21 protein-coding genes are annotated in these 26,661 nt (G+C 56.4%); 5 read left to right on the top strand and 16 right to left on the bottom strand.

The window, feature by feature from the left end; translation table 11 throughout:
* Positions 1-44: 44 nt before the first annotated feature.
* Positions 45-443: a hypothetical protein gene (locus FRY98_RS18600; RefSeq protein ID WP_148454779.1), complete on the top strand. Its 399-nt coding sequence runs from the start codon at positions 45-47 to the stop codon at positions 441-443.
* 23 nt (positions 444-466) lie between these two features.
* Here the strand turns inward: FRY98_RS18600 and FRY98_RS18595 are convergent, their stop codons facing one another.
* Positions 467-1,336, bottom strand: coding sequence for a MurR/RpiR family transcriptional regulator (locus FRY98_RS18595; protein ID WP_249043462.1), 870 nt, complete (start codon positions 1,334-1,336; stop codon positions 467-469).
* A gap of 193 nt (positions 1,337-1,529) precedes the next feature.
* Here FRY98_RS18595 and FRY98_RS18590 point away from each other — a divergent pair, with 193 nt between their 5' ends.
* The 4 genes from FRY98_RS18590 (at position 1,530) to FRY98_RS18575 (ending at position 6,582) form a co-directional block, all read left to right on the top strand.
* Positions 1,530-2,417 carry a DUF8171 family membrane protein gene (locus tag FRY98_RS18590; RefSeq protein ID WP_148454777.1) on the top strand — a complete coding sequence of 296 codons (888 nt, stop codon included), beginning with the start codon at positions 1,530-1,532 and terminating at the stop codon, positions 2,415-2,417.
* Entirely contained in the window at positions 2,410-4,395 is a 1,986-nt protein-coding gene (locus FRY98_RS18585; RefSeq protein ID WP_420819708.1) for an ABC transporter ATP-binding protein, read from the top strand. Before FRY98_RS18590 ends, FRY98_RS18585 begins: the two co-directional genes overlap by 8 nt.
* Positions 4,370-5,179, top strand: a complete 810-nt coding sequence (locus FRY98_RS18580) for an energy-coupling factor transporter transmembrane component T family protein (RefSeq protein ID WP_148454775.1) — start codon at positions 4,370-4,372, stop codon at positions 5,177-5,179. The genes FRY98_RS18585 and FRY98_RS18580 overlap by 26 nt, the downstream gene beginning before the upstream one ends.
* A gap of 590 nt (positions 5,180-5,769) precedes the next feature.
* Complete coding sequence (locus FRY98_RS18575) at positions 5,770-6,582, top strand: PHP domain-containing protein (protein ID WP_148454773.1); 813 nt, start codon at positions 5,770-5,772, stop codon at positions 6,580-6,582.
* A 781-nt stretch (positions 6,583-7,363) separates the two neighbouring features.
* Here the strand turns inward: FRY98_RS18575 and FRY98_RS29000 are convergent.
* From FRY98_RS29000 to FRY98_RS29210, 15 genes are all read right to left on the bottom strand, one after another.
* Positions 7,364-7,621, bottom strand: coding sequence for a histidine kinase (locus FRY98_RS29000; protein WP_249043461.1), 258 nt, complete (start codon positions 7,619-7,621; stop codon positions 7,364-7,366).
* On the bottom strand, positions 7,561-7,746 hold the full coding sequence (locus FRY98_RS28995) for a histidine kinase dimerization/phospho-acceptor domain-containing protein (RefSeq protein ID WP_249043460.1): 186 nt from the start codon (positions 7,744-7,746) through the stop codon (positions 7,561-7,563). The genes FRY98_RS29000 and FRY98_RS28995 overlap by 61 nt, the downstream gene beginning before the upstream one ends.
* 265 nt (positions 7,747-8,011) lie before the next feature.
* Entirely contained in the window at positions 8,012-8,692 is a 681-nt protein-coding gene (locus FRY98_RS18565) for a response regulator transcription factor (protein WP_148454771.1), read from the bottom strand.
* Positions 8,693-8,960: 268 nt separating this feature from the next.
* The gene (gene rnr / locus FRY98_RS18560; protein ID WP_148455855.1) at positions 8,961-11,594 is read right to left on the bottom strand and encodes a ribonuclease R; all 2,634 of its coding nucleotides are present in this window, start codon (positions 11,592-11,594) and stop codon (positions 8,961-8,963) included.
* Positions 11,595-11,784: 190 nt separating this feature from the next.
* A complete protein-coding gene (locus FRY98_RS18555) occupies positions 11,785-14,151 on the bottom strand; it encodes an ABC transporter permease (protein ID WP_148454769.1) in 2,367 nt (788 codons plus the stop codon).
* Complete coding sequence (locus FRY98_RS18550; protein ID WP_148455853.1) at positions 14,148-14,831, bottom strand: ABC transporter ATP-binding protein; 684 nt, start codon at positions 14,829-14,831, stop codon at positions 14,148-14,150. The genes FRY98_RS18555 and FRY98_RS18550 overlap by 4 nt, the downstream gene beginning before the upstream one ends.
* A gap of 95 nt (positions 14,832-14,926) precedes the next feature.
* Positions 14,927-16,177 carry a HAMP domain-containing sensor histidine kinase gene (locus FRY98_RS18545; protein ID WP_148454767.1) on the bottom strand — a complete coding sequence of 417 codons (1,251 nt, stop codon included), beginning with the start codon at positions 16,175-16,177 and terminating at the stop codon, positions 14,927-14,929.
* Between the two features lie 10 nt (positions 16,178-16,187).
* A complete protein-coding gene (locus FRY98_RS18540; RefSeq protein ID WP_148454765.1) occupies positions 16,188-16,886 on the bottom strand; it encodes a response regulator transcription factor in 699 nt (232 codons plus the stop codon).
* A 42-nt stretch (positions 16,887-16,928) separates the two neighbouring features.
* Entirely contained in the window at positions 16,929-19,709 is a 2,781-nt protein-coding gene (locus FRY98_RS18535) for an insulinase family protein (protein WP_148454763.1), read from the bottom strand.
* On the bottom strand, positions 19,706-20,653 hold the full coding sequence (locus tag FRY98_RS18530; protein ID WP_148454761.1) for a radical SAM protein: 948 nt from the start codon (positions 20,651-20,653) through the stop codon (positions 19,706-19,708). The genes FRY98_RS18535 and FRY98_RS18530 overlap by 4 nt, the downstream gene beginning before the upstream one ends.
* Before the next feature lie 3 nt (positions 20,654-20,656).
* Entirely contained in the window at positions 20,657-22,021 is a 1,365-nt protein-coding gene (locus FRY98_RS18525) for a radical SAM/SPASM domain-containing protein (protein ID WP_170287125.1), read from the bottom strand.
* Between the two features lie 5 nt (positions 22,022-22,026).
* Positions 22,027-23,481, bottom strand: a complete 1,455-nt coding sequence (locus FRY98_RS18520; RefSeq protein ID WP_170287124.1) for a radical SAM/SPASM domain-containing protein — start codon at positions 23,479-23,481, stop codon at positions 22,027-22,029.
* Positions 23,482-23,503: 22 nt separating this feature from the next.
* Positions 23,504-24,811 carry a radical SAM/SPASM domain-containing protein gene (locus FRY98_RS18515; RefSeq protein WP_211373330.1) on the bottom strand — a complete coding sequence of 436 codons (1,308 nt, stop codon included), beginning with the start codon at positions 24,809-24,811 and terminating at the stop codon, positions 23,504-23,506.
* Between the two features lie 24 nt (positions 24,812-24,835).
* On the bottom strand, positions 24,836-26,170 hold the full coding sequence (locus FRY98_RS18510) for a radical SAM/SPASM domain-containing protein (protein WP_170287123.1): 1,335 nt from the start codon (positions 26,168-26,170) through the stop codon (positions 24,836-24,838).
* Between the two features lie 211 nt (positions 26,171-26,381).
* On the bottom strand, positions 26,382-26,510 hold the full coding sequence (locus tag FRY98_RS29210; protein ID WP_263639022.1) for a hypothetical protein: 129 nt from the start codon (positions 26,508-26,510) through the stop codon (positions 26,382-26,384).
* Between the last annotated feature and the right edge of the window lie 151 nt (positions 26,511-26,661).

Genomic DNA, 26,661 nt, shown 5'->3' with positions numbered 1-26,661 from the left:
TCGGGAGCAAAGAAGCCCTGCTGCGCGAAGTATTCATCCAATTCGTGGACAACGCGATCCGCGAGTTTGAGGACTACATGAACGGAGAGCATACGCTGCGGGAGAAGATCGAACATATTATTTTTATGGAAAAAGAGGCTTACCGCGAGCTCCCTCCCGGCCTGATGAAGGAACTCATTCTCGACGATCGGGAACTGGCCCAGTATATCGAAAATCTGTACCAGGAGATCGCCATCCCAGTCATGATCCGCATCCTGGAAGAGGGAAAAGCCAGCGGCGAAATCTCCCCCAATGTCGCGGTGGAGCACGTGCTGGCCTTCATTCAGCTCTATATGAACCAGTATGAAACCATCCTGGAGATGGCCCAGCATAGCGGGGATTTGAACGGGTTTTTGGAAGGGATGGTGCATCTGTTCTTCTACGGGATTTGCGGAAAGCCGTAAGCATAAACGATGCTAGAACCGGCTCAAACCTTCCCGCGCGGCAGCTTGTCGGCGTAACGCTTGCGCAGCTCGCCCAAAACTTCCAACTTGGACAATACCTTGTCCCGGTTCAGCAGGCCGATGCTCAGGATCATCTCCTCCACCAGCAGCAGCGGGGTTACCATAGAGTGGAACTCTCCCATCTCCCCCCGGCTGACGTAAAAAGCCGCATCCACCGGCACGCCGTATCGAAACTCCTCCCGGTCCGTAATCATCACAGCGGAGCAGTTGGTCCGCTTCACGCAGTCCAGGATCACCTCGGTTTCGGGCAGCAACCGCGTAAAATGAAACAGCACCACCACATCGTCCCGCTGCACATGCGCAAGCGATTCCAGCACCTCATGCCCGCTGGCCGCCATCATCCGCACCGACATGCCGAAGCGCGACAGCCGGTAAGACAAGAGCTCGCCCAAAGCCACCGACGGACCGGGAGCATAGACGTAAATCCGCCGGGCCCCGGCCATTAAGGAGGCGGCGCGCTGAAGCTCTTCCGGCTCCGTTTTTTCCGCCGTTTCGCGCAAGTGCATCGTGGCCTGCTCCAGCATTTTTAACGGCAGACTGGAAGGGTCGAGCTTCGAGATCGTCGTCTCCAACTTCAGCGCCGGCGTCGTATCGAAAGCGGAGCGCAGCTTCAGCTTGAACTCCTTGCCGTTCTCGTAGCCCGCCGCCCGCCAAAACCGCGAAACCGTGGCAATGCTGGTCCCCAGCCTGTCGGCGATCTCCTGCTCCGTCATAAACAGCACCTCTTCCGGGTTGCGCTCGATGAAATCGGCGATTTTCAACTGCCCGGGCGAGAACTTTTTTTTATCGGGAAATCCGGGTTTCCGATTCAGATCCATGGCGATTCGGTTCATGACGATTCATTCCTCTCCGCGTTCTTTTTCCCATGTTCTTTCCCCAGCTTAGCAGAGCTTTGTTATGTAAGTTTTTTTTCACTGTTTTCATTATGTAAAAATTATTACACCTCGTTGACACAATGCCGCTATTCTTTTAATACTCCTCCTCTACACTTAAGAACAAATTCAAGTCCAAGGAGGCGTCCCCCCCATGAGCCGCAAGTCGCTCTACACCCTGACCTCATCGCAAAAAATGATGATCTTCGTGCTGTCCATGTCCCTGTACGGCTTGTCCAACATGTTCACCGAGCTGATCCCTTCCCTGCAGTTGGGTCCGATCGAACTGTCCGTCGAATACTTTGCCTTTATCCCATTGACGCTGTGCATGCTGTTCCATCCGTTCTATGCGGCCGTCGGCGCGGCGTTGGGCGAAGTCATTTTCGGCGAGCTGATGCTCGGGCAGTTCGGCGGTCTCGGCGAGCTGGAGAAATTCCTCACCTTCTCGTTCGCCATGTACGTCGCGGGCCGCATCGTCCGCAATCCGCAAAACCGCACCCAGGTCGGGATCGCCGTCATGACGGGCGTCATCATCCATCAGCTGTGCAGCAGCCTGGTCGACATCGGCAAAGTCTGGATCGGCGTGGAAGAATTCGAAGCCGTGCCCGGCCTGGCCGAGAGCGTCGTGCTCGTCGAAGGCGTGAGCTTTCTGAATGACGTGCTGTTTTCCGGGATTTTGTTCGCCCTGCTTCCGACGCTGTATCTGGTACCCCGACTCTATGGAAAAATAGAACCCCTGCTCGGCATCAAGCCCCGCGAAAAAAGCACCCGATACGAAGCAGCCGGTGTCGTGTCACCCAAGCTGGTCCTGACGGGCACCCTGCTTGCTTTGGTCGCCTTCGGCGCCGAATCCCTGTCCGAAACGGACTGGAATTTCGGGGAGTGGGACAGCGGCTTCGCCGAACAGCTGGGCGACGGCGCGATCTGGCTGAGCATCGGCGCGGCGGCCGTCGTTGCGATCATCGTACTCCTGGCGATGCGCGCCAAAAAAGCCCGCGCCGCCGCCCAAGCCGGCGACACCGGAGGCGTGCCTCATGCCTAATGAACATCGGTCTCTTCCGGCAAGCGCCATGCCCGAAAAAACCGAATCCCCGGCCATTGAAATCATCGGCGTGTCGTTTACCTATCCCGGCTCCGAGCAGCCGGTGCTGAACGGAGCGAACTTGAGCGTCGCCCCCGGCAGCTTCACCGCCATCATCGGCGGCAACGGCTGCGGCAAATCGACGCTGTGCAAGCTGTTTAACGGGCTGATCCCGCATTATTACTCGGGAGATTTCGAGGGGGAAGTGAAGTTGGGCGGCGTCCCGTCCCAAGGCCAAAGCGTCGCCGAGCTCTCCCGCAAAGTCGGCTATGTCTACCAGGACTTCGAGAACCAGCTCGTCCGGCCCACCGTGCTGGACGAGGCCTGCTTCGCGCCGCTGAATTACGGGCTCCCGGATTACCGGGAGCGGGCCCTCCGCGCGCTGGATCTGTGCGGCCTCGCCCCGCTGGCCTCCCGCTTCATCTGGGAGCTCAGCGGCGGGCAGAAACATCTCCTCGCCCTGGCCGGCGCCCTGGCGCTCGAGCCGGACATCCTCGTCGTCGACGAGCCGGTGTCCCAGCTCGATCCCCGGCATGCGCGCCAGGTCTATGAAGTGCTGCGGCGGCTTAACCGCATCCACGGCAAGACGGTCATCGTCATCGAGCATCATACGGAGTTTATCGCCGATTACTGCCGGGACGTCTGCCTGATGGAGCAGGGCCGCGTGCTGTGGAAGCTGCCGGTCACCGAGGCGCTCAACCGCCTCGACGATCTGGCGCGCCTCGGCATCCAGCCGCCTGAGGCGACCCAGGCCGCGGCCCGGTTGGCGGCGCTGCGGGGCACGGCCGCGCAGCCCCTCTACCCGGTGACCACCGGAGAGGCGCTGCGCCATTTCGGCGGCCTGCTGGAGGGGCCGATAGGCGAAGCGGACGATAGGAGCCGCGCAACCGGGGATACCCGGGATATCGGGTCGACAGAAGCAGGCACATTCGGGGCTATCGGCACCATCGATGCGGCCGATGCGGCTGATGCGATCGATGCGATCGATGCCACCGTCGTACGCGACGCGATCAGCGCGGCCCCCACGGCCCGCAATCCCGTCGGCGGGCCCGCCGAGCCCAAACCGGACCAGCGCCCGCCCGCGGCGGTGATCCGCCTGAGCCAGGCCGCGCTCAACTACCGGACGCTCCGCAAAGCGGAGCACACCGTTCTTCGCGGCCTGACCCTGGACATCGCCGAGGGCGAACGCGTCGCGCTGGTCGGCAACAACGGCGCCGGCAAATCCTCCCTGCTGCGCCTAATCGCGGGGATCGCCAGGCCGTCCGGCGGCTCCGTCGATGTCCTTGGCCTCGACACGCGCAGCACGTCCGTCGAGGAACTGTCCAAACATGTCGCCTTCGTCTTTCAGAATCCCGAAGACATGTTTATTGAAGACAGCGTACGCAAAGAAGTCGCGTACTGCCTCAAAAAACGCGGTTACCCCGACGCCGGGGCCACCGTGGAAACCATGCTCCGCAGCTTCCGCCTGGAAGAGCTGCAGGACCGCGACGCCCGCCTGCTCAGCGGCGGGCAGCAGCGCCGCGTCTCGCTCGCGATCGGCGCGGCCGTCCGCCCCGCGGTGATGCTGCTCGACGAGCCGACGGCCAACCTCGACCTGGCCACCCGCGAGGAGCTGCTCGGCACGCTGCGGGAGCTGGAGCGGCATGTGCGCACCGTCCTCATCGCCACGCATGACATGCAGCTCGTCGCCGGTTGGGCCACGCGCGTCATCGTCCTGCACGAGGGACGCGTGGCGGCCGACGGGACAGCGGCCGAGGTGTTCGCCGACCCCGAGCTGATCCGCCGCGCCGGCCTGGCCCTGACGCAGAGCATGGAGCTCTCGGCCGGGCTCGGGCTTCGGCCGCCGTGCGCCGCACCGCAAGAGCTGGCGGACCGCTTGCACCGCATACTCGCAGAAAAGGAGGCCCCTTCCCATGGAGCTCGTCCGCAACTGGTTTAACAAGCTGTCGCTGGACCGGATCCAGCTCGAACTGATGAACACGGCGTACGGCAGCGGCCACGCCTCCCTGTCCCGGCTCGATCCGCGGGGACTGCTGATCTGGTACCTTTTTTTCGCCATCATGCCCTGGTTCGTCAACAGCCTGCTCGTCCTGGCCGGCATGTGCCTGTTTATGGTCGTCACGACGATCCTGTCGCGCGTCACGCCGTTCATCATCTTCGTCCTCTGCCTCGGCCTGATCGGGCAGGTGGGCTGGCTGTTTGTGATCTCGCTGTTTTTTGGCGGAGATATCTCCTCCGCCCTGCCGCTGCTGAAACTGACGCTCAAGTTGTCGGTCGTGTCCCTGGCCAGCATCACCGTCTTCTCCGGCATGGACCCGGAAAAAATCAGCGACGGCCTGCTCGCGCTCGGCGTCCCCGCCGCCTTTTCGTTCAGCCTGTCCTACGGCTACCGGATTCTCCCCGTGCTGTTCGAGGAGTTCCGCAATGTGCTGCTGTCCTACCGGCTGCGCGGCAAAGCCCCCGAACATCCGGGGCTGCTGTACTGGCGCAAGGGTGCCTACTATTTGAAGCTGCTGGTCTACGCCTTCTTCCCGCTGATGCTGGCCACCGCCAAGCGGTCCCGCACCACCGTGGAAGCCCTGGAGACGCGCGGCTTCTCCTACGGCCTCAAAAACCCGGCCGCCAAAAAACTGAAGCTCTCGCACCTCCGTTTCCAAACCCGGGACGTACTGTTCCTGTCCGGCTCGGCCGCGTACGTGGCGGTGCTGTTCTGGTTCGGGTAGGCCAGAGGGGGGGGGCTAGTCCCGCCGCTTTCCGGGCCGGCCCCTGTCCCTATCTCAGACCCTTGGCCCGCAACCCGGTCCGGCTCTCGGCTCGACCTGGCCAATAACGGCCGAAAAGACCGTTATCATGGCCATCCAGGACTTTGAAAACAAAATAGCGGCCCGTAACCACCTCTCTTTGAAGCCGGGCGAGTAAATAAGGGCCATTTGCGGCGCTATTTTGTCGAATTTGGCTCTTCGATGAGAAATAGCGGTCATTTGGGGCCTTATTTTAGGGAAAAGTGGGCCGAAAACCGATTTTTGGGCTCGCACCAGAGAAATAAGGCCCTTTTTAGCCGCTATTTTTCCCCAAAAAGCGAATCCGGACGAAATAGCAGCCCAAAACGCCGCTATCATAGCTGCCTTTAAGAGAGATTGCGGATAAGGCAGCACCCTATCAGGTTTAGTGTAACGCCAGTGCCCGCAAGGCCCCTATCAGGGAAAAAATCGCCCTAAAGAATACTTGTTCCAAAAGGCAACCCGAGCAAAGCGGACCCCGAAAGCAGCAGAGAGAAAAAAACTAATCAACCTCACCTAAGGAGTGTTAATTCATGCGAATCGACCTGCATACTCACGCCAAACTGTCCAAGGCGAGCGATTTCTCAACCGCCTATTACGAAGAAATGATCCGCGAAGCGGTAGCGAACGGGCTGGACGCCGTAGCCTTGACCGAACATTTCAACACACGCCGTTTTTTCGAGGTCTACGAAAATCTGGATCGGATGTACCCTTACAACGGGGAGTATTATGAAGCCGGCTCCCTGAAAATCTTCCCCGGAATGGAAGTGGATATCCGCGAGACCGGCCACATCCTGCTGATCGGGCGTAAAGAGCATATTTTGGAAGCCCGGCGACACCTCGAGCCCTACACGGAAAAAGGCCGCTTCATCCCTTTTGCCGACCTTCTGACCTTAGCCGAGGCCTATCCGCTGCTCAAAATCGGGGCGCATCCGTTCCGCGCATCCACGCCGCTTCATCACTTGGATCCCGCCGAACTCCGGCGCCTTGACGCCTTCGACCTGAACGCCAAGGACATGTACGAATACGGCAGCGAGGCCAACCGCGAGCGGGTCGAGCGTTTTGCGGCCGCACTCGGCAAGCCGGTGACCGCGGGCAGCGACACCCACCAGTGCCTGCAGTACGGCAGCGTGTTCAACGAGCTAAACCATCCGTGCGGCAGCGTAGCTGAACTTAAGCAGGCCATCGCCAGCGGAGCCTATGACATCCATGTCGCCGACAGCCTCCCCCTGCAGGTCAAGGCCTCCGTCATGCTCAAAAAACTCCTGAAGCGCCTGGCCCAATTGGAAACCGAAAGTCCCGCCCCGGCGGTTGCCATCGGCGAGTCCTCTCCGCAGGGAGCCTAAGCATAGGTTAAAATCAAAACTACCCGTGAGAACGGGTGGTTTGCTCTAAGACTATAAGCCATTATTACCGGCTCGTGTCTAAAGGCGCTAGCTTTCACTACGTTCAAGCTACTATGCCGTTGCCGCTTTTGCCTCCCCCTGAAGGGGGGGCGATTATCACTAGTGCCCTGTCAGACAACCTTGGTAACATAGAATTCCTGCATATCTGCATGCTTTTTTCCTGTTTGGACTCAAAATTTCCAAATTCCTGCAAATCTGCAGGACTTTTCGACGAAACCGGCTCGTTTCTATAAAATCGCTGGAAATTCCTGCAGATTTGCATCTTTTTTCGTTTTCCCCTCGGGGATCGGCTTAAATACCTGCAGATTTGCATCTTTTTGGAGCTGGAAGTTTGGAAGCAAGCACACTAGGCGCCTCTTTGTATGTGACATATCACTTCCATTAGCCATTAAGCCACCTTTTCCTTTCGGTATACATCGTAGCTTGAACACTCGTATTATAACGACCAGGTGGTTTTTGCTATAAGCATCACTACACCACCCGCATAGCAGGTGTTTTTTCTTTCGCACGCCTCGCGAGCTCAACTGGCTAAAGCCCAAATAAAAAACATGGGTGATCACTCTCGAAAAGCGAGCACCCATGTTTTTTTGTAAGATGCGGTTAGCCATCTTCTTCTAGTACGAACAGTCCATCACGGTCTCTCCCTCGAGGACAAATCTAGAAAGTGTCCATCTAAATGTGGACAAACAGATATATATCACAAGCGGAAACTTGCATAATATCACGGATCCCAGACCGGGTTGGCCGATGCCGGGGCTCCTTCGAGCGGCAAAGTAAGTGTAAATTTAAATAGGTTGTTTGTATGATGGAGGGTTAAGGTTCCGCCATGCAACTCGATAATATGGATGCCGCTTTCTTGAGCGATCGGTTCAAACTCAAAAAGCAATTGATCGAGAAGCTGGAATATATCGATCTTCTTCAGATCCAACCGGGTTTCGACCGAAGTAAGCCGGGTATATTCAAACAGATCATCGAGCATTTTTTTAGATGAACCACCTTGTTATAAGTGTTTTGAACAAACCGCGTATATTCCTCTTCATTTCGGAACGAGTTGGTTCTTAAGAGCTCTATATAGCCGATAATACTTGTAAGCGGCGTACGCAAGTCATGGGAAAATGCCCGTGACCCCGCTCTAAAGTAACCAAATCTTTGAAATTCGCCGGGTCAATGTATAGAAAGATAAAATAAAGATGGCGATAAACAGCGGAGTCATAAGATAGGGCATGTATAATTCGAATTTTTCACGATCGAGCATGAAGAAAACCCTGGAGACTGTGGATGTGGTAAAAATCGCAATCAGGGAACTTAAAACGAAGTGGGATAAGATATGTAACCGGATGCTTTTTTTCTTCTTTGTTTGAAAAATCGCTCAGTCAATTTTATAGCCCACTCCCCAGACTGTTTTGATGTAATTCGGGTCCCTTGGAGATTCTTCTATTTTCTCCCGCAAATTACGAATGTGAACCATTACTGTATTGTCCGAATATCCATACGGCTCTCTCCACACGCTTTCGTAAATCTTTTCGGAGCTAAATACCTGGCCGGGGTGGCTTGCCAGCAACTCCAGAATGGAGAACTCCAAAGGGGTCAGTGATATGTGGTTTCCTTTTAAAGTAACGGAATGCTTGGCCTTATCAATAATTAAATCTTTGATAATGATGAGAGAATTGAATTCTTCCTTTCCCATTAAGGACTGCCGCCGTAATTGCGCTTTTACTCGAGCGAGCAATTCCAACGGATTAAAGGGTTTTATCATGTAATCGTCCGCTCCGGTCATAAGACCCGTAATTTTGTCCATATCCTCTTCCTTGGCCGATAGCATGATAATGGGAGTGTTCGAGATTTCCCTAATTTGAATGCACGCCTTAATCCCATCCATTCGCGGCATCATGACGTCCAGGATGACCAGATGAACGGGCGTTTTTTTAATGACATTCAGCGCTTCCAGGCCATCCGCAGCCTCTATGACATGGTATCCTTCATTTCGCAAATATACGTGGATGACATCCCGAATCTCTGAATCGTCGTCTACGACAAGTACGGTGTTCATGATACGGTACCTCCTTTGGATCCCGCCGCAGTCCAGTTAAAGCGTATCCTTTTTACGACAGGTGTATACAACGACTACACCCCATTATACCTGATCCTGTTTTCTCTTCGTTTTGTTTCTGGTTGAAAAAATAGTAACGAAAAAATCTAAGGATTTTACGGGGATAGATCTAAAGAAAATCTGAAGATACGGGGAGGGATAAAAACCTGTGATACATCAAAGGCCGGAGGCTCCGCAATGATGACGGAGTCCCCGGCCTGTGTTTGCCTTACTTTTTCTTCTTGCGGACGAATGCCGCGGTTCCGTTACCGCCGCCCTTGCTCTTTCCTTTGCCGCCCCGCTTCTTGCGCGGGGACGCTCCGCCCTCGTCGGCGCCAGCGCCGCCCGCGCCGATGAAGATGCCGCTCGCGGACGTCTTTTTGCGCCGCGAGCCCGATCCTGAGCCGCTGCCTTCTCCTGAGGAGCGATAGCCTCCGGAGTCGCGGCTCAGCGAGGCCGGCCCGGCGGCGTAGCCGCCCTTGCCGGAGCCAAACCCGAAGCTCACGGCCGGAGCGGCCCCGCCGCCCCCGGCCGTGTCGCTTCCGCCGCGGGCGGCGCGCTTGCCGCGTTTGCCGCCGCCTCCAGGCGCCGCCACCATCGCGGCGCCTTTCCCGGGCTTGCCGGCACCGGCACCGCCGCCGCCCTTGCCCTTGCCCCGCTTGCCGCCGCGCCCGGCCGCGCCCTCAAACCCGGCGCCGCCGTTTCCGCCTTCCCGGCGGCGCGGCTTCATGTCGACCAACTCGAAGTCGATCGTGTGGTCGTCCATATTGACGCGGGCTACGCGGATTTTCACCTCGTCGCCGATCCGGAAGATCCGCGACGTCCGCTCGCCGATCAAGGCCATATGCTGCTCATGGAAGTGGTAATAATCATCCGTCATCGTGCTGAGACGGATGAGCCCCTCAACCGTGTTCTCCAGCTCGATGAACATCCCGAAGCTCGTTACGCTGCTGATAATACCGGGGAATTCTTCCCCGACCTTATCCAGCATGAACTCCGCTTTTTTGAGCTGTTCCGTATCCCGCTCGGCCTCCACGGCCACCCGCTCCCGCTCCGACGATTGCTGCGCGATTTCCTGCATGCGGCTGGCGAGATACTCCATCCGCTGCTCCGGCAGGGCTCCGCCGTGTTCGATGACCTCCCGGATGATCCGGTGGATCACAAGGTCCGGGTACCGGCGGATCGGCGACGTGAAATGCGTGTAGAACTCCGCCGCCAGGCCGAAGTGGCCAGTGCTCTCGGCATCGTACTTCGCCTGTCTCATGGAACGGAGCATCATCGTGCTGATGACCGTCTGCTCCTTCGTGCCGTGGATATCCTCCAGCAGCGTCTGCAGGGCCCGAGGATGCACCTTATTGCCTTTCCCGCCCTTGACGGTGTAGCCGAAGTTGGCTACGAAAGCCATAAAGTTCATCAGCTTCTCCTGGTCGGGATCTTCGTGAATCCGGTAGATGAACGGCACCTTCAACCAGTGAAAATGCTCCGCCACCGTTTCGTTCGCCGCCAGCATGAACTCCTCGATAATCTGCTCCGCGATCGAACGCTCGCGCTTCACGATATCGACCGGCTTGCCGTTTTCGTCCACGATGACCTTCGACTCTTCAAAGTCGAAGTCGACGGCGCCCCGGCGCATCCGGTTGGCCCGCAGCTTCAAGGCCAGCTCGCGCATAAGCTGGAACGTCTCAACCAGATGGCTGTAACGCTCCGTTACTTCGGGATCCTCTTCTTGGAGGATTTTGCGCACATTGGTATAGGTCATCCGCTCCGTCGTGCGAATCACGCTCGTAAAAATATCATGCTTCACGACCTTCATCTGGTCGTTGAATTCCATTTCGCAAGACAGCGTAAAGCGGTCCACCTTCGGATTCAGCGAACAGATACCGTTCGACAGCCGGTGCGGCAGCATTGGAATGACCCGGTCGACCAGATACACGCTGCAGCCGCGGTTGTACGCCTCCTGGTCCAGCTTGGAGCCTTCGCGCACATAGTAGCCGACGTCCGCTATATGGACGCCCAGCCGGATATGCCCGTTCGGCAGCCGCTCCACGTTGACCGCGTCATCGAGATCCTTGGCGTCTTCGCCGTCGATCGTCACGATGATTTTCTCGCGAAGATCGCGCCGCCCCTGCTTGGCGATTTCCGCCTCCTCGATCACGTCGGGCGCCTGCTGCGCCTCCGCCATGACTTCGTCGGGGAACGCCTCCGGCAGTTGGTGCTTGCGGATGATCGACAAAATATCGACGCCCGGGTCATCCTTATGTCCGAGGATCTCGATGACTTCACCCTCCGCGGCGGAGCGGCCTTCCGGATAATTAACGATCCGGGCGACGACCTTCTCCCCGTCCACGGCGCCGCCAAAAGCCTCCTGCGGCACAAAGATGTCCCGGTTGATCCGCTTGTCGTCCGGAATCACGAACCCGTAGGTCTCGTTGTGCTGGAACACCCCGACCACCTGGGTGATCGCCCGTTTTACGATCCGCACAACCTCGCCCTCGAGCTTGCCGCCGCCCGCGCTCTTGGAACTGATCCGCACCAGGACCGTATCGCCGTTCATCGCGCTCTTCAAATCGTTTGCGTGAATATAAACGTCGGGATGCTCCCGGTCATCGGGGATCAGGAACGCGAAGCCTTTCGCGTGGGCCTGAAGCCGTCCCCGGACCAGATCCATCCGCTCCGGCACGCCGTAGCGGTTCGTCCGGGTCAGGATGATTTGCCCTTCCTGCTCGAGCCGATTCAGCATCTTCAGGAATTCCTTGAACTCGGAAGCATCCGTAATCTGAAAATGCTCCTCCAACTCCTGATAGGTCATCGGTTTATACGCCGTCTCCCGCATAAATGCGAGCAGCTCTGCCTCTGTAATCAAATTCAAATAATTTCACCTCAAACCGGCTTGTCCTTTAAGCCCGGATGTTTTATATTCGTACAATCCAAGAACTTCCTATATACGTATATACCCTTAGTATACACGAATTTCACATCCGGCATCCGTTTATCCGGGAATCCGCAAACGACGAACAGGCTCGCCCGTCTGTAATAACGGGGGAGCCTGTTCGTTATAATGAACTTACCACTTCGGAAACGCTCATTTGCTTAATACGCTTTAACGGCCCGATCACCGACAACACCGTGACACCCAGGATAATGAAGAAGATCAGTAACATTTGCCCTGCAGGGAATCTCCAAATCAAATGAAGATCGGATAACACGCCGTGAATTAACGCCCTCTGCAGCAGCACGCCGAGCACCAGACCCGCCAAGGTCCCGGACAGCGAGTAGACGGCCGCCTCCGTGAGCACCATCCGGCTCAATTGCCCGCCGGACATACCCACCGCCCGCATCACGCCGAAATAACGTATTTTTTGGGCCACGCTTGTATTCATGGTATTCACAATGTTCAACACGCTGATTAGGCCGATCACCGCAACGAATCCGTAAATAAACACGGCCATCGTCATGAATGTCTGATCGTTCTCGGCGTTTCGCTGCCGGCTGTCCAGGTACTCCACATCCGGCGTTACCAGCCTTTTGATCTTATCCACGGTCCGAGTCTCCTCCCGCCCGTTCAGTTGGACATCGATCGCCCTGTACCCGGACTGTCCGGTCAGCTTCGGAAACTGCTTCTCCGTGGTTATGAACGCGGCCGACACGGTTTCGGACGAACTGAACGGAACCGTCCGCAGCACGCCCGTCACCTTTAATGACTGAACCCCTTGCGGCGTGTTTATTTTGACTTCATCTCCAACCTTGAGATTTAACGCCTCGGTTTTTCGGTTTTTGCTGAATATGGATACCACTGCAATGACGCCGTTCTCTTCGTCCATTTTCGCTTCCGACAACACCCCGTCGACAAGATCGTCCCTGGCCCAGCTCAACTGGGTTTGATCGTAGGAAATGAGCCACGATCTCTGGGGGCCCTCCGTCGGTTTTCGGTTATCGAAATCCGCTTCCGCATACCCCATCATCCGCCCGTAGACATGCTTGATCCCGTCCATGTCCGTCAAAGCGTCATACGTCTCTTTGCCGATCACGCCTTCCTTGGCCGTTAGGGAAATATCCGGCGTGTAAGGTTTGGTCGTCTTTATGCTCGTATGCATAAAATCAACCAAAACCTGAAAACCCAGGAACAACACGATGCTGATGGCGATGGAAGAAGCCATTAATACCAGTGTCTTTTTCTTCATCATGACATTATTGACCCCCAGCGCCAACTCCGCGCGGAACATCCGTGTCAGCAGACCCCGTTTCCGGCGTTTGCGCGGTTTGAATTCCTCGCTTCCGGTCACGGCGTTGACGGGGGAAATGCGGGATGCCTTTCGGGCCGGCAGCAGGGAAGCGATGTAGACCGTCAGGAAACCGACGACCACCCCGGCGGCGATCCCCAATACGCTTACGCTGAACAGCGGGATGTCCGCAAACAGCTCGTCATTATAGAACTTCAATATCGCCGAACACGCAAATGTAATGAGCATCCCGGCCAGCACCCCGAGCGGAATGGCCATCAGCGTGATCCTCAGCCCCTCCCGCCGGACCAGCTTACGGATCTGGGACGCCGACGCCCCGATACATCTTAGAAGACCGAACTGCCGCACGCGGTCCATGACCGAAATATTGAAGATATTGTAGATCATGACAACCCCGGCGATCAGTACAATAAAGAACAAAACCGCGCCGGTGGCGTACAAACTCATGACCATATCGCTGCCGCCCTGGCCGGTTACCGCCAGCAGCCGCGTGTTAAATCCGACCCGATCCTTGGGAATACCGAGGCGGTGTATGATATCTTTGGCGGCGTTGTTCACATTGACCCCATCCTTGAATTCGACCAGCAGGGTCACTTTCTTCTCTCCGCCAGCGATGGTCTCCGCCGCCGCGGCGGACAACAGGACCCCGGGCGAGCCCGAAGCCTTGCGGCTGCTAAGGTCACGATAAACCCCGCTCACCAAGAATTCCGTTTCCTTCAGGCCGGACAGGGCCACCTGTACCTTGTCGTTCAGCCCAGCATTCAGAAACAGCGGATCGGACGCCCACTGTTCGATCATGATCTCATTGGGCTTGACCGGAAAGCGACCTTCCAGCAGGCGGACATTCATATTTTCGGCGAACTGTTCGTCAATCGCTCCGAATTCGCTGTCCACCCCTTTCACCGTTCCCTCCTTCAGCCCGAACCATCTTCCCGTTCGCTCCACGTCGAGCCGGGCCGATACGCCCTCAATCTCCTTAGCCGTGGGTGCCTCGATCCCCAAATGATAGTTGCCGAAGTCATGAATCACCTGGGTTTTTTCGAATTTCAGCGCCACATCGAGCATGGAAAAAATCCCCGTCACCAGCGCGACCGAGATGGCCACGCTCGCCACCGTCAGCCGGGTTTTTCGCGGGTGCGCCGATAAGTACTTTCGCACCAGCCCCAAATAGCTCTTCATTGGCTATCGCCCCCCAGTTCGGTCACGATGCCATCCTCCACGTTCAGCACCCGGTCGGCGACGGAGGCGAAGCCCGGGTTATGCGTAATCATCACCAGCGTCTGGTTGTACCGCTCCACCGACAACCTCATCAGCTTGATGACATCCTTGCTGTTTCTTGTATCGAGATTTCCCGTCGGTTCGTCGGCCAAAATGATCTTCGGCTTCGCCGCCAAAGCCCGGCCGATCGCCACCCGCTGCTGCTGTCCGCCCGAGAGCTGGCTGGGCAAGTGATGCCTGCGTTCGGCGAGCCCCAGCAGGTTGAGAAGTTCCGTCAAATAATCGGCATCGGGCTTCTTGTGGTCCAGCAGCAGCGGCAGCGTCATGTTCTCCTCCACGTTTAACTCGGGTACGAGGTTAAACGCCTGGAACACGAACCCGATATTGCGTCTGCGAAAGACGGAAAGCTCCTTCTCCTTCATCCGGAACACTTCCCTGCCGTCCAGAACCACGCTCCCCGCGCTGGGGAAATCAAGCGCCCCCAGCAAGTTCAGGAGCGTGCTCTTTCCCGATCCGGACGGCCCGACAATGGATACAAACTCCCCCTTGTTGATCGAGAACGAAGCGTTTTTGAGCGCTTCGACACGGGTTTCCCCTTGACCGTACGTTTTACTTAACCCGTTTGCTTTTAAAATTTCCATCATGGCTATCCCCCGGTCTATGATTGGTTAAGATAAGAACTTGCGCCTGCCCCATCATGTTAAACGCGGGAGCTTACCGGCCGATGAAATTCCGCTTACAAATTCGTAAGCTTCGGGAGATGGATCGTAAATTTCGCGCCTTGTCCGGGCTTACTGTCCAGTGAAATAAATCCGCCGTGCATCTCGATGATCGTCTTGGCCAGACTAAGACCGATGCCGATGCCCTGCTTGTCCTGCGAAAAACGGCTGCGATAAAACGGCTTGAACAGAAAATTGGCGTCATCAGGATGCACCCCTTCTCCGCGGTCGGCTACCTCGATCTCCACCAGCAGCGGCGTTTCGGCAAGGCGCGCGGTGATTACGCCGCCCGGGGCGGAATGGTCGATCGCATTGGTCAACAGATTGCTGACGGCCTCCAGTAACCACTCGGGATCGCAGGTATAGGTGACCTGTCCGGCACTTTCAAGATCGAGCCGCTTCCGCTCTCGCTCCAGCCGGGTCTCCAGGCTGCCCGCCGCCCTGCAGATCAGCTCGTTTAACCGGACCGCCCGCATTTGCAGCTCAATAATACGAGCGTCCAGCCGGGCCATTTTCAACAAATTCGCAATCAACCGCTGCATCCGCTCCAATTCCTGTCCGCTTTTGTCGAGAAACCGGATCACCGTGGGATTGTCCACCAATTCTCCCTGCATGATTTCGTTGTACATAAACAGCGCGGACAGCGGGGTCTTGAGCTGATGGGAAATATGCGTCATCGTGTCTTTCAAGAACAAGCGGCTCTGCTGTTCCTTATAAAGATGGGTCTGGAGGGAGGCTATCATCGTGTTGATCGCCCCGGCCAACCTGGACAAGCTCCCCTCCTGGGTATCGTCGATCCGGGTCGACCTTCCCCCGTTCATGATGCGGTGCACTTCTTCCTGATACCGGTCGATCGTCCGGTACAAACGCTGGAGAAAACGCAGCACCGCAAGCATGGCGAGCACGCCGGCAATCGCCCAGGTCAGGCCGGCTCCGAGCGCATGAAGGCGGTATGATGACCAGACGGCCGGAAACAGCCGCATCGGCGTGCCAGCCGTGTAGCCGGCGTCCGCGAGAATCGCCCTCCCGGCCTCGGCATCCTCCGCCCCCGCCGCTGCGGTGAACAGCGATGCGATTTCCGCGCCGGTCAAGCCGGGATAAGCCCGCGTGATCCGCCCGGCCAGTTCGGCGTCCCGCTCCGTAAATACCCGCTGAATCCCGGTGGACTGACCGTAAACCAGCCATTGTCCCGCCAGCAAACCCGCTGCCCACACCAGCACCAACGTCAGCAGCACCGGCTTGACGCCTTTGTTGTTCAGTACGTCCATGGCCGTTCCTTTACTTCATGACATTCCATCGGTATCCCATCCCCCTGATCGTAGTTAAAAATTCCGGATTCTTCGGGTCATCCTCGATCTTCTCGCGCAGCCTGCTGATATAAACTGCCAGGGTGTTGTCGTCCACGTAGCTGTCGCGGCTGCCCCACAGCCTCTCCATCATCTGCTCCCTGGTCAACACGAGCTTCGGGTTGCGCATAAACAGGCAGAGCAGGCGGTACTCAGCCGCCGTCAGGTCCAGGTCGGTTCCGTCCTTGATCGCGCGCCCCTCCAGCAGCTTGACCGTGATTCCGTTGCTTTTCAAGATAGCTTCCTGTTCCGACGGAGGCTCGGAGCCCGGCCCGGAGCGCCGCCAGGCCGCATTCATTCGCGAGATCAGCTCATTCAGTTTCAGCGGTTTGGTCATATAGTCGTCTCCGCCGAGATCGAGCCCCATCACGACATTGGCTTCCTCATCCAAAGCCGTCAAAAATATAACCGGCACCTCCGAAATTCTCCGAATTTCGCGACACAATTCGAAGCCGCTGCCATCCGGCAGCATAACATCGAGTAACACCATGTCAAACGAACCAGCCGCGATACACGCTTCCGCTTCGGCCACCCCGCGAGTCACGGTTACCTCGTACCCTTGCTTCTCCAGAAAATAACGCAAACCCTCGATCAGACTCAGATCGTCCTCCACCAGCAGTATTTTTTTCATAGACACCCTACCCTTGTACCAAAATGCCTACCTTGCCCGTCCCTATGGGATCAGCAGCTCGTCGATCGACGAGAACAAGCGGCTGTTATTTTTTACCTCCTTGCTATTTCCAATTATACAATAGCTTCCAGCTTCGGCCACCTTGTCCGCCAGATCTGCAACCCGGAGAAGTTCTTCCTCTTCGGCGGTGTCATCCGCTCTTCCTGCGAAGGCGGACGATCGCTCCTCCCGGTTCCCCGGGGAAGTTAACTGTTTTACGGTCTCCAGGTCATTCCAAGGTGTGCTTCGCATAGGCTGTGTCCTTCCGTGATGGAGCCGGGCGTAATCCGTCAGGGCGTTCCTGATTGCCGCTAGGTTCGTCCGTATATACTTCCCCGTACTGCGAAACGCCTCCAGGGTCGGCTCCAGATGGGGGGCCTTCATGGCGGCGAGGAGCAGGTGATTCTCGATGACGCTCATTTCGCAAGCGTACACGTCCAATCGTTGACGCAATACAGGAAGAAGGTAATGATCATTAACTAGTCCGCATAAAGCTTTTAGTCGCGGCGAAGCCTTCAGGCCGCTTCCCGTCAGGTCCGAGCACAACACCATTTGTTGGGTGGGACTGGCGGAAATAAAGCCCTCGCGCCGTCCGTGCAGCGCCTTAAACTCCATTCCCGAGGGCCAGGCACAACCTGGATCGAGGGAGCGCACCATCCGCTCGATCGGTTGCAAAACGCTCCGTAGATCGCGCGTATACACGCTGACAATGAGCCGGGAACGGGTGAAGACTACGGCTGCGATTTCGGCGAGACGCCGGGCGATCAAATACGGTCCGCCGGCCTCCCGCAATAAGGCGGAAAGGCTGCGGTAGAACGCAATGCCCCTTAGCGCGTCTTTTTGATGGCTGCAGCCGGACGTGTACGATAAGGCCCGCAGCAGGATTAAACTTCTGACATCGGTCATCAGGGTAAGGTCCAGGTTGGCTTTCATGATACTCAGCTCTCTTTCCAGCCGCAGGCCGTCCGCCAGTAGGGAGGGGGAGTCCATCATGCGGCGGCATTCGTGCAACAACCGGTCGAACCGGCTCAGCGAGTCTCCGGAAAGGCTCACCCGCAGAAAGGACCTTGCTTTCGCTCGTTCCTCGTCCTGGCAGGTGGTGCAGCTTACCCGGATTTCTTCCCCGAAACCGTGAGCGGATAACCACAGGTTCATCGAGCGCGCCAAAATAGTGGCCCACGCCCATTGACCGGCCTTTAAGTCGCTGATCTCAAAATAAAGATGACCATAATGTCCTCCTTCCAGTTGGGTATACATGTAGCCGGCAATTCCGGCTATGACCATTGGCTCGCATTCCGGCGGACGCTCAGGGGGTTCATTTGAAAGGCAGGAGGGAAATTGGACGGACAAAGGAAACGGGGGAGCGACGGTTCGCAGGGGTTGCGGAGCGGCATCCGCGGGGGCGGGAACACTGCTCGGCGAAACCGTAGCGGCGGCAGCCGGCGGCTCGGTGGCAGCAGTTTCGCCGCCATGGGCATCCCGACCCGGTTTAAGGCAGACGACCGCACAGCGGGAAGCGCGAAACTGCGTTTCGAAAAGCGCGCTCCAGCGTTGGCGGTCCGTCCGCTCCGCGCTTTCCCGGATGTAAGCGAAGGCGGGCAACCCGCCGAAATGCGCCTCCATGAGATAATGTCCCAGCTTTAGCAAGCCGGCCCGGCCTCTGCCCCGGTCGATTAGCCGGGCGATGTAATTGGGGATGTCCGTGCGTCCCGCCTCCGGGCCGATGCGATCGAGCAGCGCGGATGAATATCGGACGGCCTCCTCGCGGGCCTCGCCCGGACAGAAACCGTACATGAGCGCAAGATAGGGGCGGAGCAGCGAGTTTTTGAAGACGGCTTTGCATATCTTGCCGGGACAATCGGCCGCCAAGTCGTCCGTCGCCGCTTCGGTCAATCGCCTTTCCAGCCAGTAGTAAGCATTGTACTCCCCCTGGGTTTGGGGCTTGACCAACGGGTAATTGACGCCGATAAAATCATGCCCGCTTACGGATTCGTGGACGGCCGGATAGCGGCCTTCATAATATGGAATCGGCCGGCAAGAGACCGGGTCGGATACGCTGGAGACGGCGGAGACAGCGGAGGCGTTGGCGGCGTGCCGAAAACCTTCCGTGAAAAAGCGGTCTACCGCTTCCAATACCCCGTCGTAATCCAGGTTGCCGTAGATATACATGCAGCACCGTTCAGGGACGTAATACGTCTCGTGATACCCGACCACTTCTTCATAAGTCACCTTGACGATTTCCGCGGGTAACCCGCCGGCGATATTACCATGCACCGAATTAGGGTATAGCGTAAAAGGAGCTAGCTGAATCAGCCGATAAATCGGGGACGATAGCAAGTCCCTCACCTCGTTCAGCACGACGCCCCGAACAAACCGGCGTCCTTGATGCTCTTCGGCCCGCCATCCCTCGCGTAGAAAGATCGCTTTGTCGGCCTTAAAAGCGGGGGTGAAGATGCCTTTCAATACGAGCCGGATTTGCTCGAGCTCCCCCTGCTTCAGAATAAACTCGTAACTGGTTTTATCCTGATAGGTGGCGGCATACCGCCGGAGCCCCCGCAGCCCCTCGGGAGGCTCGGCGGCAATGCAATGCTCGACGATATGGGAGGCTCCCTTGTGATCGATGGCCGGAGTCCCCACCGTTATATTTACGGCGATTTCGGTGCTATGGCTGTCATGAAACAGCAGGAGGGTCATCCCGCTTTCGTGCCGGAATGCTCGCCCCTCCACTTCAACGCCGACCTGGTTCAGGCCGGTCTGCTCTATCAGCCGAAAATTCATATTCATCCCCTTGCGGCTCCATAGGCCGATTCCAGCCGTTCCACCACTTTGTCCAGCTCGGGCAGCCAGCGTTCATCCCGAAACAGTTCGTAGCAGGCGTGGCAAGTATCCACCAGATTCTCTTCCAGAGGAATCGGTATGTTATGCTCTTTGATGTAATCGTAGTAGGGCTGGACGCCGTGCTTGCGGATAAAACGGTTATGCCGGTCCTGTTCCGCCCGTTCGATGAGCGAAGCCATGGATTGCTCGGCGAGCGAACCCGTGAGCCGGCCGGGAACGTTCGAACACATGGACCCGCAGGGGTAGACGTTCCCCTCCGGAGTGACGATCAGCATGCCGCTGTCCCGGCAGGAAGTCATGGCCCGGTTTTCGCGGATAAAATCCTCTTTCCTGAACATCTCCCGCGCGCGGCCGATCGGATAGCAGGTCTGTTCCATCAGGATCACCCCGGTGGCGGCATCCTGAATATGCTCCAGCAGCCCTTTCAGACGGGAACTGTTCTTCAACGAGGTGCAGCCGAGCACGATCTTCACTTGCAGCTCCTTGGCCGCATTCAACACATTGGCGATATTCTCGTAAGGAATGTACCGGCCGTGGAACTCGTCGGAGCTGATCTTGATATGTCTGACCCCGACGTTTCGCAGCGCATCCAAGATGACATAAGCCCGGTCGAAGGAACTCCCCCAATAGCCATTGCTGGTCAAGGTGATATTCATGCCCAGGCCATTAGCGTAGCTGGAGAGCTCGAGAATTTCGTCCAGGTAGAGCAGCGGCTCTCCGCCGGCCACACCCAGCATTCGCATGCCCAGCTCCTTGCCTTCCCGGACGTAGCGCATCGCCTCCTCCAGTTCCATCTTCTCTTCCCGCTTCGGAGCGCAGTAATAAGTGCATATGTCGCAGGACGCACAGCAATTGTAGGTGTATAGCAACGCCAGCATATAATAAGACATCCGTTACCCCTCCTTAAGCTGAACCTTGCGTTTTTTCTTGAACGAATAATATTTCAGACCATATTCCGTGATCAACTTCGCGTACTCGCACATCACGGGATCGTCCCGGTCCAAATAACAGCCGCCTCCGCACAACCGTCTGGCCCAGCAGCCAAGGCATTTCTCCTCGGGCGCATATTTCCGCTGAAACCTTTCCCAATCAATACCGTCCCTTACGTTTCCGGCACGCTCCTCTGCCTGCCGCTCCGTAAAACTGCACTTGTATACTTCCCCTTCCGGCGTGAACTGCAGAGAGAACGCATTGAAATAGGTGCATTCACCTTTCAGCGACCTGTTGTCGATCGACTCGTACAGATCGGTAATCGAGCGGATAATTTTCGAGTTCCCTTGGCGCTCTTCTTCCTTCATCTGCTCCAGCAACCCGTCGAACTGTCTCCGCAACTCCCGCAGCGAAGACGGATCGAGCGCAAGCTCGGGCGAGTCGGATTTGACCGGGTCGACAAAAACATGATTAAACCCCATCCGCCAAAGGAACTCGACATCCTCCCTCAGGGAGTATACGCCCTGTTTCGTCAACGTCATTCTGGCGATCAGATTGTGATATCCCCGGCCGCGAATGGCCGCCAAATTTTTCGCGATGGTCCGGAATGTCCCGCCGCCGCTGCCGAACCTGCGGTGCAAGTTATGCGTATATTCTCCCCCGTCGATGCTGATGTTGACGTACATCCGGTTTTCTGCCAGCGCCCGCAAAATATCCTCGTCCAGAAGGGTCCCGTTGGTGGTAATGATGTAATGAATGCTCTTCCCCGCCTCCCGGGCCTTCCCGTTGATGTAGTCGACGGCATAAAGAAACGTCTTCTTGTTGAGCAGCGGCTCTCCGCCAAAAAAATTCACATTATACTTATCCGCTTGCCGTGCCGCGTATTTGAAAAAATAGTCAATGCACGCTTTCGCGGTCTCCTCCGACATCATCACTTTGTTCCGCAGCCCGTAGCCGCCGAAACAATACGCGCACTGCATATTGCAGCCCTCGGTTAGGGACAGCCACAGTTTCGTCAGCGCCTTCCCGGCAAACCAGTCATCCTTGCTCACGCTCTTGGGCTTCCGCACCTGAAGGCTTCGCGGCGCTGCCGGCGCGGTGCCGGTCGCGGACAGCTGAGACAGCACGCCAAGGCATTCTTCGATTTCCCGGAGATCATCCCCTTCCGCAGCGAGTACACTCCTCGTCGCCCCCTCATCCAGGCCCGTGTTCATCAGCCGCACGGCGTCGTGAACCAGTCTGTTGGCGCCGTAAACCATCCCCGTGTCTGTATCGTACAGATAATATTGCCCGTCCGTCGTAAAAGGAAAATATTTCGGATCATGCATGGCGATCAGCTCCAATTGAAATATTGCTTGGCTTTTTCGGGACATTCCACCTGCATGCGGGCGTAGAACTTCAAACTCTGTTTCAACATGATTTTCGTTTTGGCACACCAGGCTTCGGCCGGGACTTCCGGATCGCCGGTGTAAATCTCGTTCTCGTAAGCGCAGCCGTCCCCGCAGTAAAGCTGGGCCCAGCATGCGGAGCACTTGGAAACGCGTTCCTTTTTGAAGCGGTTATCCAGCAGCGCCAACCCGGAATCTTGGATGCTTCCCAGTTTGTACTCGGGATTGCCGATGTACCTGTAACATCGATACGCATCCCCTTCCGGCGTGAATATAAAGGCCCCGTTCTGCCAAAGGAAGCAGGAATCGGAGAACTTCTTCTTATGAATCCTGCCCGCAAGTCTGACTAAGCCATGATAGGTATAAGGCTTGTCGTCCATAATATTGGCGAAGGTCATCGCCGCGAGCCTGCCGATCTGCTGCTCATATTCGGCAAAATCTTCATATTCGTAGATTTCGTCCTCATGAAACACCAAATTGGAATGCACCCGGTTGACCCCGGCCTCCCACAGCATCTCCACCGATGGCGTCAAAAAGGGGATGTCCCGCTTGCGGACCGTAATCTGCGAGGATAGCGGCGAGAACTCGCGTTTGAGCTCCGCTATATTTTGCAGAATGCGACCAAAGCTGCCCCGCCCGCTGGCGAAGGGCCGGTTCCTGTTATGTATCTTCTCGATGCCGTCGATACTGATGCTCACAAGAAAGTCGTTGTCCTTGAACAACCGCAGCAGCTTGTCATTCAGGATCGTTCCGTTGGTCGTAATGTTGTACCGCACCCGGCCGCTATGACCGGACATCAACTGGTTGATGTATTCGACTGCGAAAAAAAGAACCTCCTGATTCATCAAAGGTTCCCCACCGAAAAAAGCGACATCAAACAGCTTTTGGTCTCTATTCAAATGAGCGTACCAATAATCGATGCACGCCTTGGCGGTTTCCCGGGTCATCAGCATGCGGCTGTGCCCGTAATCGCCGCCGTTGCCGAAACAGTAGGTACATCTCAAGTTGCAGTCATGGGACAAATTCAGCCATAAACAACCGCCAAAATACCCGTTTTGGGCGCTTTCGTATTTTTCATCGAACAGCTCGTAGATTTTGTGTTTATGTTCCAAAAAACCCTGCCGGTTAAAATCTTGAATCGCCCCGACAGCCTCGTCGATTTCTGCTTCCGCATATTTGGGGGTTAGCAATTCTCTCAGCTTAACCAGATCCTCTTCCCCGTAAATGTCGTAAATGGGAGAGAGATTCAAAATATCGTAAACCAGCTTGCCGATTCGGGACATTACCCCGCTGCTTCCGTCAAATACGAAATACTCTCCACTCTCGGTGAAAGTCAAAAAAGGACTCGCCAGCGTCGCAGCCCGGCCTTCGGGGCCGGCAACGGCTTGTTCCGTTCTCACAGGGATCCTCCTCCTTAAAGCTTCAGTATTTGCTGAACTCAAAACCTTCCGCCTGGTGGACAAGTGCGTCATAGATGTATAATTTGAGCGAAAAGATATGGCGTTTCAGCTCGCATCGCAAAGCGCGCTGCTCCCGGTTGTCCCAGAGCTTGTCCGCCAGACATTCGCCTCCGCATAAATACCGGGCCCAGCAACCGTCGCATTCCCCTTCATCCGCCAGCCTTTGCTTCAGACCGTTAATGCTGGCCGGGTCGGCCCCCTGCTCGGTATCCCCTAGGCAATAGTCGTCCCACATCAACATGTCGCACGGATAAATTTTTCCGTCCGGAGAAAAGGCGACCCTGCGGTTGAGCGTGCTGCAAACCTGGAGCACCGGTCTGCGGGTATGAAGCTTGTTCAAGTCCTTCAGCAGCGGATAGCAGCCTACCCGTTCGCCGGAGATCAACTTATCGAGCAGCAAATCCGCGAGCTGATCGTATTCCCGTTTCAGCTCCTCGATTTGTTCGGGAGTGAAGCACATGTCCTTGCGATCGCTTTTGACCTCGGTGAAGTGAATGTAATTGACGCCTCGCGCGAACAGATGCCGGGCGATTTCGGACAGGTTCATATTGTAAGGGGTTACGGTAACATTAATGCGAATGATCTCGCGCTCATCCAACGCATCCCAACGCTTCATAATCGCGTCATAGGCGCTCCCCCCGCTTCTGTCCCCTCGCAGGAAGTCATTCGTGGCCCGGTCGTGACTGTCCAGACTGATGATATAAGCCACATCGTATTGATGAAGCAGCTCCAGCGCCCGCTCCGTGAGCAAGGTGCCGTTGGTGGTTGTGGCGAAGCGCACCGTCTTGTTCCGTTTCCCGGCTTCCCGGGTTCCGTAGCTGGCGACCTCCTCGAACACCTTCAGGTTCATCAGCGGTTCTCCGCCGATGATCGTGACCTTGAGCTGGTCGTTGTCGCCCGCGTGATCCAGCACATAATCGACGACCTCTCTCGCCCGCTCCCGGGTCATCGCCCCCCGCTTGCCATGGCTGCCGCCTTCGGCAAAGCAATATTTGCAGTTCAGATTGCAGCCGTAAAACACATTGATATCGCAGCCCGCAATGTTCAAATCCCGGTCCATGTAATCCGCCTGAGCGGCTTCGATCCGCCGCTTGGCTTCGGCATCGCGCTGGGCATAGCCGCGAAGCAGCGCCGCATTGCCGTCCTCTTCCGCGGCTCCCCGTTTCAGCCGTTCCACGGCATCCTCGACCTCGGGTCCGCACGCAAACATCATCAGCGAGTGGCGGAAGAAGAGATACGATTTATCCTTCACACGGATCGTCTCAAGCACGCTGTCCATCCCCCTTCTCGGCGATTAGCCCATCCGGTACGCCAACTTAAATAGCTGAGGTTCCTTCTCATGCAAAGTAGCATAGAGCTTTAAATTCTCCCAGATGACCATGCGGGTAAACTCGCAGGAAATGTCATAGGGAGTATTCAAATCGTTGCGGTACACCCAATTCACTTGCGAGCATCCCACGCACAGATGCCGTGCCCAGCACGCAGAGCATGCGGGAGGTTCCGGTTTGTCGTTATCGTACCTGCCCCAATCGATATCCGTATGGATGTTTCCGTAGTGAAACTTCGGGTCTTCAATCAACCTGTGGCATTTGTAAATCTCCCCGTCGGGCCCGACCATCAAGCTGTTTTTGGCGTAAAAAACACAACTGTTATACTGGTGGTTATGCATCGCTTTCGCGTATTTGGTCAAAGTGCCGACGTATCGTTTCCGCCGGTGGACGAGGTTGTCGTACACCTCCCGGGCCAATCGCTCCAATTGCGGTTTCAGGAGCTGAAGATCCTCCGCGGTAACCCTGAATCTGTCGTCGGTGGAGGAAACCAAATCAAAGTTGACATTGCTGATGCCCAAATCCCACAGACTGTGCACCGACTCGGCCAGCTTCGGAACATGCTCGTGAACCAGGGTCAATCGGGCCGTAATCGGCAGACCGCTTCCTCCCAGGCGCTCGACCGACTTGCCGATCCTGTCGAAGCTGCTGCCTTTGCCGGACGCAAACGGCCTCGATCGGTCCTGGATCTCCTTGTCCCCGTCAAGACTGATCGTAATGCGGAAATCATTGTCGGCAAACAGCCGAAGTAGCTCATCGTCCAGAATCGTCCCGTTCGTGGTCATGGCGTAGCTGACATTCGCCCGGTCGCCGAGCATGCCGTTAATATAACCGACGGAGAACATCAGCACCCGCTTGTTCATCAAGGGCTCCCCGCCGAAAAAGACGATCCTGTACTCGTCCGCATCCTTGTCCGCCCGGGCATACCAGTAATCGATAATTCGTTTGGCCGACTCGACCGTCATCAGCTTTCTCCGGCCTCCGTAGGCCCCACCGCTGCCATAGCAGTAAACGCATCGCAGGTTGCAATCATGCGAAATGTTCATCCACAGGGAATTCAGTACCTTTCCTCCCGCCCAAGCTTCCGGGGAAACCTTGCCGTACTGTGCCGCTTGTTTCCGCCGCTTCCTGTCCATTTTCGCCGCCCACTGCCGCAACAACTCCAACTGTCCGCGGACCAGCTCCTCCGAATAACGGCCGCCCAGTTCACGGCACGCCTTCTCGGCGTCAGAACCGTCCAGCCGATGGGCCAGCTCAAACAGCAGGTCGGAGTGTTCGAACAAAGCCGTCAATTCAGGCATAAAAATATACCTGGTCCCGCTGTAGTTATGCAGAGTGCATACCTCAGAATCCATGGTATTTATCATATGGGCTGCCGTTGTCCGGCTTCCCTCCCTAACCCGTATTATGGGAACCGGCTTCAACCGGCGGGTTGTCATCACCGATTGAAGCCGTCCATCAAAAAAAACAACTGCTCATTTTGCCAAAAAAAGTGGAAACGATCTGCTTGAATTAATGATAAGTCGGATCACAAACGCCTACACAATCATCACAGACATCATCAGAGCCGCACAAAATCCATTCGTTCTTGTCCTCGTTGATTTCCTCGTTAATCGGTTTGATCAGCGCGTTTTCTTTCATGATCATTTCTCCTCCTTTGATTTTTGGAACGATTGAAGCAAGTTGTTCGACAGAGCGACATGGAAAGTTATCTATCTCTTCTGGCCAGTGAAAGAAATAACTTTCACAAACAAATATTACCAAACTTAGTCTACTATTTCAACCCTTTTAT

This window comes from Paenibacillus faecis, assembly GCF_008084145.1.
GTDB lineage: Bacteria > Bacillota > Bacilli > Paenibacillales > Paenibacillaceae > Fontibacillus > Fontibacillus faecis.
The sequence above is the reverse complement of the archived record's forward strand: the minus strand, read 5'-3'. Positions and strand labels throughout refer to the sequence as shown.